General features: G+C 45.7%; 9 protein-coding genes. 1 reads left to right on the top strand and 8 read right to left on the bottom strand.

The genetic code is table 11. From position 1 onward, the window contains the following. The first annotated feature begins 181 nt into the window (after positions 1 to 181). A complete protein-coding gene (gene def, locus F897_RS14395) occupies positions 182 to 670 on the top strand; it encodes a peptide deformylase (RefSeq protein ID WP_005236905.1) in 489 nt (162 codons plus the stop codon). Here def and F897_RS14390 read toward each other — a convergent pair whose 3' ends face one another. From F897_RS14390 to sdsA, 8 genes are all read right to left on the bottom strand, one after another. Further along, positions 671 to 1,108 carry a YbjQ family protein gene (locus F897_RS14390; protein ID WP_005236904.1) on the bottom strand — a complete coding sequence of 146 codons (438 nt, stop codon included), beginning with the start codon at positions 1,106 to 1,108 and terminating at the stop codon, positions 671 to 673. 3 nt (positions 1,109 to 1,111) lie between these two features. After that, positions 1,112 to 1,468, bottom strand: a complete 357-nt coding sequence (locus F897_RS14385; RefSeq protein WP_005236903.1) for a YbjQ family protein — start codon at positions 1,466 to 1,468, stop codon at positions 1,112 to 1,114. A 107-nt stretch (positions 1,469 to 1,575) separates the two neighbouring features. Next, positions 1,576 to 3,042, bottom strand: coding sequence for a multidrug efflux RND transporter AdeIJK outer membrane channel subunit AdeK (gene adeK / locus F897_RS14380; RefSeq protein ID WP_005236902.1), 1,467 nt, complete (start codon positions 3,040 to 3,042; stop codon positions 1,576 to 1,578). Next, complete coding sequence (locus tag F897_RS14375; RefSeq protein ID WP_005236901.1) at positions 3,042 to 6,218, bottom strand: efflux RND transporter permease subunit; 3,177 nt, start codon at positions 6,216 to 6,218, stop codon at positions 3,042 to 3,044. Before F897_RS14375 ends, adeK begins: the two co-directional genes overlap by 1 nt. Positions 6,219 to 6,231: 13 nt before the next feature. Next, positions 6,232 to 7,500: an efflux RND transporter periplasmic adaptor subunit gene (locus F897_RS14370; protein WP_005236899.1), complete on the bottom strand. Its 1,269-nt coding sequence runs from the start codon at positions 7,498 to 7,500 to the stop codon at positions 6,232 to 6,234. 35 nt (positions 7,501 to 7,535) lie between these two features. Then, positions 7,536 to 8,138, bottom strand: coding sequence for a phosphatase PAP2 family protein (locus F897_RS14365; protein ID WP_005236897.1), 603 nt, complete (start codon positions 8,136 to 8,138; stop codon positions 7,536 to 7,538). 159 nt (positions 8,139 to 8,297) lie between these two features. Further along, the gene (locus F897_RS14360; RefSeq protein WP_005236896.1) at positions 8,298 to 10,340 is read right to left on the bottom strand and encodes a site-specific recombinase; all 2,043 of its coding nucleotides are present in this window, start codon (positions 10,338 to 10,340) and stop codon (positions 8,298 to 8,300) included. Between the two features lie 15 nt (positions 10,341 to 10,355). Next, positions 10,356 to 11,333: an All-trans-nonaprenyl-diphosphate synthase gene (gene sdsA / locus F897_RS14355; RefSeq protein ID WP_004784900.1), complete on the bottom strand. Its 978-nt coding sequence runs from the start codon at positions 11,331 to 11,333 to the stop codon at positions 10,356 to 10,358. Between the last annotated feature and the right edge of the window lie 389 nt (positions 11,334 to 11,722).

Genomic DNA, 11,722 nt, shown 5'->3' with positions numbered 1-11,722 from the left:
TGTTTTGATTAATTATTTTCCTTTCAAGTGAAGTTTTTAAGGTAACAATAAGCTGGAGTCCGAAACATTACTTAAAATACAGCTTATCTTTTTTAAACGTATTTATTCATTTTAGTATGATGTTCATTCTGTAACTTTCCCTCTAAGATAGAGTTGGATGAAAAAATTACAGGATAGCGCGATGACAAATACCTTGGCGGTGGCACAGCAAGGTGAGGCCATTTTAACCCTAATTGCCAGTCCGGTCACACAGGCTGAATTTGACAGTGACTGGTTGCGGCAATTTAACAGCGCCTTGATGGAAACCATGCAGCACCGTCAGGGCGTGGGCATTGCAGCACCGCAGGTTTATGTCTCTAAACGCATTATTATGGTCGCATCACGGCCCAATTTACGTTATCCGGAGGCGCCGTATATGGAAGCTGTGACCATGATCAATCCGGAGATTATCAGTGCTTCAGCTACGCAAGTATTGGGTGAGGAAGGCTGTTTAAGTGTGCCCGAACAAAGAGGGAGGGTCGCTCGAGCAGAAGAGGTTGAGGTACGTTATTTTACGTTAGAGGGAAATGAAGTGGTTCAGTCGTTTAAAGGCTTTCCGGCACGAATTGTACAGCATGAAATTGATCACCTGAATGGAATTTTATTTATAGAGAAGCTTGCAGAAGCATAATTACTTGGCTTGAATTGCGGTGCCATAAGCGAAGACTTCAACCATACCGCCTTGCATGCCAAGTTCGGTAGTACTGAGTCGAATTCCCATAATCTGGTCAGCGCCTATTTTCTCTGCTTCCAATTTTAATCGTACTATAGCTTCACGTCGCGCCCGTTCAACGACACTCTCATAACTGGTCAAACGACCACCTAGCATGTTTTGCACATTAGCAATCGCATATTTAAAGTAATCATGTGAAATCACCACATTGCTGCTGATCATATGACCGGGGAGTGTAGATTCGATGAAGCGGCTATTATTGACCCGGATATAAGCCAAACGCTGTTCCTGTTCATCCAGATATTGCAGATGCTTGCGCTCGTTAAAGCGACCAAAACCGAAACCCACGCTGAACAGAATGGCAAAAATGACAATCTGTATAATCAATCCGTCCATGCATTAGTTCGCCTGTGGAAATGGATCAGGTAGTTTAGGTATGACCGGATCAACGATGACTGCAGTGCCATACACAAACAGTTCAGAAGCACCTTGGGCAATATTTGAGGTAGAAAAACGAATACCCACAATCGCATTGGCACCCATACTGCGGGCTTTTTCAATCATCCGGTTCATAGCTTCCTGACGGGATTCTTCCAGTAATTCGGTATAAGCGGTCAACTCACCACCGACAATATTTTTTAGACCAGCCAGTAAATCGCGTCCAACATGTTTACTGCGCACAGTACTGCCATAGACCACATCAATCTGTTGGCGAATGGTATGTCCCGGTACAGATTCCAGATTACTCAACAACATGCAGATATCTTCTTAATCAATCATATAATCATGAAGATAGAAAATCTCCTTTGAAAAAGCAATAAAAAAGCCCACCGAAGTGAGCTTTTCTGAAAAAGAGGTTGAGCTTATTTTGCCTGTTCAGCACGACGCTGTTCGGTCACAGACGGGCGATACGGCACAGTGTCTGAGGTGTTAACTTTCAAGCCACCACCAAGGCTCTTGTACAGTTCAACCTGGCTGTTCAGATTCGCCTGTTCAAGTAATAACAAACCTTGTTCTGCTGCATATGAAGCACGTTGTGCATCCAGTACAGTCAGATAGCTGTCAATACCGGCACGGAAACGTGCTAGAGACAGGCGGTAAGTCGTATTGGTCGCATCAACCAGACGGCGTTGAGCAGCAATACGGTCACCAATATTCTGACGTACCGCTAGGGCATCATTCACTTCACGGAATGCAGTCTGAATGGATTTTTCATAATCTGACAGCGCAATTTGCTGATCTGTTTCAGAAATACGGATATTCGCCTGACGTGTACCCCAATCGAAAATTGGAATATCCAGACTTGGGCCTACAGACCACGCAAAACTGCCAGACTTGAACAGATCACCCAGATCCGCAGATGCAAAACCTGCAGAACCCGTCAGGCTGATGGTTGGGTACAAACGTGCACGGGCAGCACCAATATTGGCACCTGCCGCAGACAGACGGTATTCAGCTGCACGTACATCCGGACGGTTAATCAGCAGGTCACTTGGTAAGCCTGCACCTAGGGCCGCATTAGAGGTAATGCGGGTAACACGTTGTGCCGGTAACAGGTTGGCCGGTACGGGTTGACCTACAAGCAGGTTTAGCAGGTTTTGTGCCTGAGCCACCTGGGTGCGATAGTTGGCAACATCATTACGTGCAGTTTCAACAGAAATTTGCGCCTGACGTACTGGAAGTTCGCTATCGATCCCCACATCAAAACGTTTCTTGTTCAGGTTGTAGGATTCAAGCTGGGCTTTCAGCGTTTGCTCAGCCAGTGCCAGATTGGCATTGGCAAATGAGTAACTTAGCCATGCTTGGGCCACCTGACCAATCAGGGAAATCTGAGTCGCATCACGTGCACTTTGAGTCGCCAGATAAGTATCTAAAGCATTATCACGCAAGCTGCGCACACGCCCCCAGAAATCCAGCTCAAATGCAGTTACGCCTAGACCGACATTATAAGTCGTCACAGCGCCACGGCTTTGCGGGTTGTTACTGCCAGTATCCTGACGTAACACGCTGCCGCTCGCACCAATGGTTGGCAGACGGTCATTTTCAGAAATCTGATAAGCCTGTTGGGCACGCTGAATGTTTAATGCGGCAGTACGCAAATCACGGTTATTGGTCAATGCCAGATCCAGTACCTGTAACAGGCGCTGGTCAGCAAAGAATTCTTTATAACCCTGTTCTGCTACAGAAGTACCTGAAGCATTGGTATAACTGCTTGGGATATTTGCCTCTGCAACGGGCTCTGGGCCACGCATGCTTTGACATGCAGTCAAAGCAAGCGCGAGGGCAGATACCGCAATGCTACGACCTGTAATAGACCATATATTTTGCATTACGACTTGTACTCCTGATTTTGTTGTTTTGGTTTGTATTTAAAGATACTTCGAATCCACACGTAGAATACAGGAATAAAGAAGATACCTAAAAGAGTCGAACTGATTACACCACCGAGGACACCGTAACCGACAGAGTGCTGGCTACCCGCACCGGCACCTGAAGCAAGTGCTAGTGGAAGTACACCAAAACCGAAGGCAAGGGTGGTCATGATAATTGGACGTAAACGCATTTTTGCTGCATGCAGGGTCGCATCAAACAACTCTTCGCCTTGTTCCTGCAGCTCTTTGGCGAATTCTACAATCAAGATTGCGTTTTTCGCAGAAAGACCAATTACGGCAATAATCGCTACCTGGAAGTAGATGTTATTCGACAGGTTCGGGTCTTTAAACAGAATCATACCGCCAAAGGTCAATAGTAATGCACCCACGATGCCTAATGGTACAACCAGAAGAACCGAGAATGGAATTGACCAGCTTTCATACAAGGCGGCCAGACACAGGAACACGATCAACAGTGAAAGCGCGTACAAGAATGGTGCCTGTGCGCCAGACTCACGTTCTTCCAGAGACAGACCAGTCCATTCATAGTCAAAACCTTGCATGCCCATTTCAGGAAGCTTGGCAATGATTTCTTCCATCGCACGCATTGCATCACCTGAGCTCACGCCCGGTGCCGGTGTACCCTGAATGTTCATTGCAGATACGCCGTTATAGCGTTCTAGACGAGGCGAACCATAGGTCCATTCACCCGTTGCGAATGCAGAGAACGGTACCATTTCGCCACGGTTGTTACGAACATACCACTGGTTAAGGTCTTCCGGCATCATACGAGAGCTGGCTTCACCCTGAACGTACACTTTTTTCACACGACCACGGTCAAGGAAGTCGTTGATGTACGAACCACCCCACGCCATGCTCATGGTGCTGTTAATTTCAGAAATGCTGACACCTAAAGCACCGGCTTGTGCATGATCGACAATCACACGGTACTGCGGGTTATCTTCCTGACCATTTGGACGGACACCTGCAAGACGTTTGTCTTGTGCAGCCAGACCCAGAACAGTATTACGCGCTGCCAAAAGTTGCTCATGGCTTTGACCACTTGCTGCTTTTAACTGCATGTTAAAGCCGGCAGATACACCCAGTTCAGGCATTGCTGGCAATTGTAATGGCATGATGTAAGACGCATCTTTCACAATCATGTTCAGTGCCATACCACGCTGGATAATTGCACCGACCTGTGATTCTGGTGTGGTACGTTCAGACCAGTCTTTCAGTTTGATGAATGCCAGACCAGCGTTTTGACCTACACCTGTGAATGAGAAACCAGCCACACTGAAGACAGATTGGACATGATCTTTTTCATTTTCCAGGAAGTAGCCTGTCATGGTATTGATGACTTTATCGGTACGTTCCAAGGTTGCATTTGGTGGCAACTGTACCAGCGTCATTACGACACCTTGGTCCTCATCAGGTAAGAATGAAGAAGGCAGTTTCTGGAAGATCAGCACAATAATCCCGATCACCACCGCATAGATGATACCGGAGAAAATCTTGTGGTGTGTCATACGATTGACGCCGCCCTGATATTTCACAGAAACACGGTCAAAGCTATGGTTAAACCAGCGGAAGAATCGTGCAGCCGGATTGTTACTTTGCGGCTTGTTCGGATCATGCTGTTTCAGAATGGTCGCACACAGGGCAGGGGTAAAGGTTAAGGCCACCACCAGCGACAGAACCATTGCTGTGACCAGCGTGATTGAGAACTGGCGATAGATAACACCTGTAGAACCACCAAAGAATGCCATTGGTACGAATACTGCAGACAGTACAGAGGTAATACCGATCAACGCACCAGAGATCTGTTTCATCGACTTTTCAGTCGCCGACACAGGATCAAGATGCTCTTCAGCCATGACACGTTCAACGTTCTCGACCACAACGATCGCATCATCGACGAGCAGACCAATCGCGAGAACCATCGCGAACATGGTCAAGGTGTTGATCGAGAAGCCGAAGATATTAATGATTGCAAAAGTACCTAGTACAACTACTGGAACGGCCATGGTTGGAATAATCGTTGCGCGCCAGTTCTGTAAGAACAGGAACATTACGATGAAGACCAGAATGACTGCTTCAATGAGAGTATGAACCACCGATTCAATCGATAACTGAATGAATGGTGTGGTATCAAATGCCAGTGTATCCACCATCCCTTGAGGATAGTTAGGACGTAACTGTTTTAAACGTTCTTCAACTGCTTCAGCGGTATCCAGTGCATTGGCACCGGTTGCAAGTTTAATCGCAACACCGCCAGCCGGTTTACCATTAAATTTAGAATCAAACTGGTAGTTGTCTGCACCAAGTTCTACACGTGCGACATCGCCCAGACGGACTTGAGCACCTGAAGTGGTATTTTTCAGGAAGATGTTTTCGAACTGTTCAGGTGTTTGCAGCAGACTTTGCGCATTCACTGTCGCATTCAGTACTTGTCCTTCAATTTGTGGCGCACCACCTAATTGACCGACAGCCACCTGAGCGTTCTGGGTACGGATTGCCTGAGCCACATCACTTGGAGTCACTTGCAGACTAGCCATTTTGGCTGGATCCAGCCAGATACGCATTGCATAAGAACCACCAAAGACCTGAACTTCACCAACCCCGGCCACACGGCTTAAAGGTTCAGAAATGTTTGAGTTTACATAGTCTTTAATGTCATCTGCAGTCAGGCTGCCATCAGGAGAATAGAAGGCTAATACCTGAAGGAAGCTGGCACCAGATTTGGTCACACGTACACCCTGACGTTGTACATCATCCGGTAAAAGTGCAGTCGCTGACTGTAACTTGTTTTGTACCTGAACCTGTGCAATATCAGGATCGACACCTTGTTCAAAGTTTAAGGCGATGGATGCCTGACCGTTACCGGCACTGTTCGAGGAAATATAACGCAAGCCATCCAGACCGTTCATCTGCTGCTCGATGATCTGCGTTACTGTATTTTCTACAGTCGCTGCAGATGCACCCGGATAAGTCGCAGAAATGGTGACTGTTGGTGGCGCGATCGTCGGATACTGAGCAATTGGCATTTTGCTGATGGTTAAAATACCCGCCAGCATAATTACCAATGCAATCACCCATGCAAAAATCGGGCGATGGATAAAGAATTTAGCCATGAACCATTACTCCTTATGCATTTGCAGCAGGTTTTTGTTCAGGTTGTTTCTTTGCATCATCTGCCTTTTTTGCATCTGCTGCAGGTTGTTGCGCAGCAGGAGCAGCACCTTGTGGGGCAGCTGCTTGAGGTTGATAAGGTTTAGGCACCACTTGCTGTTCAGGTTTTACCTTGGCAATACCATCAACAATCACTTTATCACCCGAATTTAGACCTTCGGTTACGATCCAGTTACTACCTTGAGTACCGACTGTCGTTACTGGACGTGGAGTTACTTTATTGTCAGCACCCACCAGCATCGCCATGGCCTGACCAGTAGGCGTACGGGTTAACGCCGCTTGTGGAATCAGGAAAGCATTTGGAATTTCGCCTTGCACGATTTGCGCTGTGGCAAACATACCAGGCAGAAGTAAATGGTTTTTGTTCGGGAATACTGCACGTAAAGTCACAGTACCTGTTTCAGGGTTCACGCTGGCATCCGAGAATGCAAGACGGCCTTCGACAGGGTAGATGCTGCCATCTTCAAGCTTTAACTTCACTTTGGTGTTGTTTGAGCTGTTGAGGTTGCCTTTGCTTAGCTGTTGACGCAGGCGTAGCAGTTCAGCACTTGACTGGTTGATATCTACATAGATTGGATCTAGACGCTGAATCGTAACCAGTGGTTCTGTCTGATTTGCAGTCACTAACGCACCCGCCGTAATCGAAGAACGGTTGGTTTGACCAGAAATCGGTGCACGTACGGTTGAATAGCCCAGGTTGATTTCAGCATTACGTAAAGTTGCACGGTTTGCATTCAAATCAGCTTCAGCCAGTTTGACCTGTGCTGCGATGTCATCGTATTCCTGTTTAGAAATGGCATTGGTACCGACCAGTTGACGGTAACGACCTTCTTTAACACGCAATACACCTAAATTCGCTTCAGCACGGGCAATCGCAGCACGAGCATTATCGACAGTAGTACGGTTAGTGCTTGAATCAATTTCATAAAGCGCCTGACCTTCACGGACATAGCTACCTTCAGTGAATAAGCGTTTAAGCACCACACCACTAGCCTGTGGACGTACTTCAGAAATCTCAAATGCTGTTGTACGACCTGAGAGCTCTACAGACTGCTCGACACTTTGTGGCTGTGCAACAAGAATACCGACTTCAGTCGGTGGCATTTGCTGCTGAGCACCAGCTTGCTGGCCCTCTTTAGGATCTTTGCTACAACCAACAAGTGCAAGACTTGTTGCTAATGCGCAAGCAGTCAGGGCGGGAGCCCAAAGCTTTGCAGATATCATTGTTCCACCTCAATTGGATTCTTATCTAAATTTTTTTATTTGTGAGCCGTGCAATATCTGATCCAGACCATATACCACAACGAAATCCAAATAAAACTTATACTCCAGCCGGATATGACATCTGAAGGAAAATGTACGCCTAGATAAACTCTTGAAACACCCATAATCAGCATCCATGCACCTGCACCCATCCAGATGATGGTGTGTCGGGGATGTTGCCGATATATGAACATTGCCAGACAGCCGAGACAGGCTGCATAGACGCTATGAGCACTCGGGAAGGAGCTTCCATAGCTTTCAACCAGATGAAAAGACTCTGCTGGTCGAGGTCGGGCAATACTGAATTTTAAAAGCCAGCCTAGGAGAATTCCTCCGATAATTCCGATACATATAAAAATTACGCTTGCATGCTTTTTATACCACAGTAGAAAAATACACCATAGTGTGGATAAAAATAATACAAATGGCATGCCACCTATCACTGATAAGGACTGATTAATTTGATTTAAAAATTCTGTGCGATAGCCGCTAATCCATTCTATTGCAAGCACATCTAACTGGCTTAAAGTTGCAATATCAAGAAATAACACACTGAAAATTAAAAATAAAATTCCGACAATAAGTAACAAGTAATGCATGCCAAAAATCCTTGTCCTTTTAACCGTTATTCAGCCGGTTAACTGTCTGCGCTAAAGTGTACTTGTCAGTACACTTTTTTTCAAGAGTGCGTATTTTATGCAAATTCCATTTTTTATTTATGGGATTTTGTACCTAAATGCCCAAATATTCTCGCAATTTTACAGTTTTGTGGATGTATGATTTTCGTCAATTTCAATAGTTTGCTTCGGCGGCCAGAAAAACTCACTTGGGCGAGTCAGGAAATGGGTCATGACCAGTTTAGCGAGCGGTTTCCACTGTTCGAAACGCACCCGTCGTGCGCGTAATGCCACAATAATGGTCAGGCTGAAACTTACAAAAAGGTTAGTCAGACCAATCAGCAGAACACCCAGGAAAGAGATGATAATGAGTCCAATATCTGGACCATTAATATTGATTAGTCCTTGGATAAAGTTGGCAGACGCAAAGGCAATATGACGAATATCTAAAGGCAAGCCGAGAATGAAACCGATGGTACCCATACTGCCCAGCATAACCCCAAAAATAAAATTACCCGCCAGTGCACCCAGATTACGTTCAATATAGTCAGCAAATCGATGCAAACGTTCTTGTCCCATCAGTTGTGACAGGCGCACATGAGCTCTTAGACGAGGACCGACCTTCCGATACACTGCCATATTATCGAAATAACCGGCTAATAGGCCTGACAGGAATAAACATACTCCAGCCACTGCTGCATGAGGAATCGCTAAAGAAGTAAATGGATTCAGGTCATATAAGGTTTTGGCTGCTTTGGCATGTGTCATTAATGGCTCATGTAGGGCAAATTCCCACATCAGGGCAATCAGTGCTGCAACCGGAATTGCGATTGAAATATTCCCAAGAATCGCGACAAACTGGGTCCGAATGATATTCACAATCAGTGCAGCCAGTTCAGCAATCTGGGCAGTTTTCGAACCTTTACGCTGTTGTACGGTAGAAGCGAGTGCAGCTGCGGTCATGGCCGGCTGTTTGGTTGCAACGGTAAAATGCAGCACATGAATGAGCATAAAACCGAGCGAATAGTTCATGCTATAGCTAAAGGCTTGCATTAAAGGTGCCATGGTGACACGCGCCATCAAGACTTTCAGCGAGGCCATAAAGGCAATGATGATACCGGCACCAGCTGCCGATTTGTACATGGCCAGAAAGCCTTGCTTGTCAGTACTTACATAATGTTCACCGGTTTTACTGGCATTTTCAGTTACCTGTAAAGCCAGGAGTTCACTATTGGTAGTCAGTAAGGCACGCACACTGCGTTCGCTATAAATCGCTTCGGTAATATCTGCGATAAACAGACCAATGGACTGATAACGCAGATCATCATCATCCAGCACCATATTCAGCAGGATTTCAATCCGTTCCAGACACTGTTCCAGCAAGGCCAGCATATAGGTCAGGCTGACACTGACCCCAATCCGTTTGGTAGAGCGGCGAATTTTGGCGACAACATCGTGACACTGCTCCAGCATGACCAGAGCTTGAGAAGCATCTGGCGGCGTAATCGAATCTACCAGTTCTACAGTGTTATAGCGTTTTTTATATTCCTGGATAAATTCAATAATCTCACGGTTTTGCACCAGAAAAGGTGATTCATATTCCATGAGCTCAGGCTGGGCATTAATAAATTCAGGATGCAGGCCGATCCCACTCACCCGGTAGGACAGAATCGTTAGTGCTTTAATGATCTGATCTTTGATTCGGGTTTTTTCTACCTGATTGGAATGACCCTGATTTACAACAGCAAAAAGTCGCTGCCAATCCGCTTCATCAAAATAATCCAGCCAGTATTTATCGGTACGCAAATAGAAAATCTTGCGGAACAATTCCTGAAGCTGTAAATGATCTGGAATCACCGGCAGGATATGCGCCCCGATCCGCTGATTCAGCTGGTTCCAGAAACCATCCAGAGAAAGAATCCCGGTATCGGAAAACAGACTGGCTTGTTTATAGCGGTTGATAATTCTTAAAGTGAAACTTTGTAAGGTTAAGACTGCATTGGGAGTGAGCAGCAAAGCCCGGATAAATGCATTAAATTTTGTTTCGATTTCTTCTGTATTTCTGCTGTCTTCTGGGCGTATACGTTCTACAAGTTGGATGAGCAGATTCTCATCCAGCACCGCTTGTGGTTGTTCAAGCTGATGCTGCATGCTTTGAAAAATATCAAGAAAATTAATATGCATAGGCGAGATAAGCGGCTATTGAATCCGGTGAAGAGCCAGTTTGGCCAGATTAACGAGGGCCTGACGATACTCTGAATCGGGTAGTGCATTCAAGGCTTGAATTGCAATTTCTGTTTCTTCGGTTGCACGCTGGCGGCAATAATCCAAGGCGCCAGAATCATTTACAATCTTGATGACTTCTGCCAAATGATCTGTTCCGCCCGTTGCAATACTGCGACGGATAATTTCATGCGATTCCCCAGTTGTATTCTTCATGGCAGCAATCAATGGCAGGGTAGGTTTACCTTCCATCAGGTCATCACCGATGTTTTTACCTAGGGTTTCAGCATCAGATGTATAGTCCAGAATGTCATCAATAATCTGGAAGGCATTACCGAAGTGACCAGCGAATTTACGTAATGGTTCGCGGAATTCAGTCTTGTCGGAAAGAATAGCGGCACCTTCGGTCGCCAACTCAAACAGGCGAGAAGTCTTGCCATGAATAATACTTAAATAAGTTTCTTCTGAGGTTTCTGGCTGATGTTGCGACTGTAGTTGCAGAACTTCGCCTTCGGCAATTTCGCAGGTACCCGTAGAGAAGTCTTTGAGCAGGGTCATATTGTTAAGGTCGACCAGTAAATCAAAGGCACGCGAAATCAGGAAGTCACCCACTAGCACAGCTGTCTGATTGTTCCAGGTGGCATTGGCAGTTGGACGGCCACGACGCAAACCTGACTCATCGACGACATCATCATGAACTAGAGTTGCCGTATGCAACATTTCGATAATGGCTGCCAGTTTGCGATGCTGTTCCAGTTCCACGGCACCACAGGCTTTTGCTGCCAACAGGCACATGATTGGGCGCATACGCTTGCCGCCAGCTTCAACCACATGCTTGCTGACCGCCATCACCAGCGCTACTTTTGAGGTAATTCCTTCGTTAATGAATGTGTCCATCGCAGCAAAGTCGTTAGCAACAGGAGCGAGAATATCTTGCTTAAAGTCGATGGCCATGTGAAAGAAAACCTCTAGTTTGGTAAATCGCAGCGGGTAGTTTAACAATTTATAACATGAGTGAAAGCTAAGAAAAGCACAAACTCCACTAAAAATCAGCTTTTTATAGCACTTCTTTGAGTTTAGCCTAAATTTTGACATTTAAAAAACGAACAATATCTTTCCGCTAAAGTTTTTTTCTAAACATTCTCAGGCAGCCGGAAAACTCGGAATTGAGTATCCTTTTTTTGGCCATTATATCCAATATTAATCTTTGATTTTGAATGAATAATTTAATGATTTATAGGCTTTATAATGGAGTTCATGATTATTTCCTTAAAATGGCTTGTTGTTTCTTATAATATCCCTTAAAATCTTTGCCCTTGTATAAACCCCAGTGGCGCGCGTTT

The sequence above is a fragment of the Acinetobacter variabilis genome, from assembly GCF_000369625.1.
In the GTDB taxonomy this organism is placed as follows: Bacteria; Pseudomonadota; Gammaproteobacteria; order Pseudomonadales; family Moraxellaceae; genus Acinetobacter; species Acinetobacter variabilis.
The sequence above is the reverse complement of the archived record's forward strand: the minus strand, read 5'-3'. Positions and strand labels throughout refer to the sequence as shown.

Bases quoted from the DNA above. Each gene is read 5' to 3' on its own strand.
- sdsA (WP_004784900.1), bottom strand. From the start codon at position 11,333: ATGGCCATCGACTTTAAGCAAGATATTCTCGCTCCTGTTGCTAACGAC.
- def (WP_005236905.1), top strand. From the start codon at position 182: ATGACAAATACCTTGGCGGTGGCACAGCAAGGTGAGGCCATTTTAACC.
- F897_RS14360 (WP_005236896.1), bottom strand. From the start codon at position 10,340: ATGCATATTAATTTTCTTGATATTTTTCAAAGCATGCAGCATCAGCTT.
- adeK (WP_005236902.1), bottom strand. From the start codon at position 3,042: ATGCAAAATATATGGTCTATTACAGGTCGTAGCATTGCGGTATCTGCC.
- F897_RS14365 (WP_005236897.1), bottom strand. From the start codon at position 8,138: ATGCATTACTTGTTACTTATTGTCGGAATTTTATTTTTAATTTTCAGT.
- F897_RS14375 (WP_005236901.1), bottom strand. From the start codon at position 6,218: ATGGCTAAATTCTTTATCCATCGCCCGATTTTTGCATGGGTGATTGCA.
- F897_RS14390 (WP_005236904.1), bottom strand. From the start codon at position 1,108: ATGGACGGATTGATTATACAGATTGTCATTTTTGCCATTCTGTTCAGC.
- F897_RS14385 (WP_005236903.1), bottom strand. From the start codon at position 1,468: ATGTTGTTGAGTAATCTGGAATCTGTACCGGGACATACCATTCGCCAA.
- F897_RS14370 (WP_005236899.1), bottom strand. From the start codon at position 7,500: ATGATATCTGCAAAGCTTTGGGCTCCCGCCCTGACTGCTTGCGCATTA.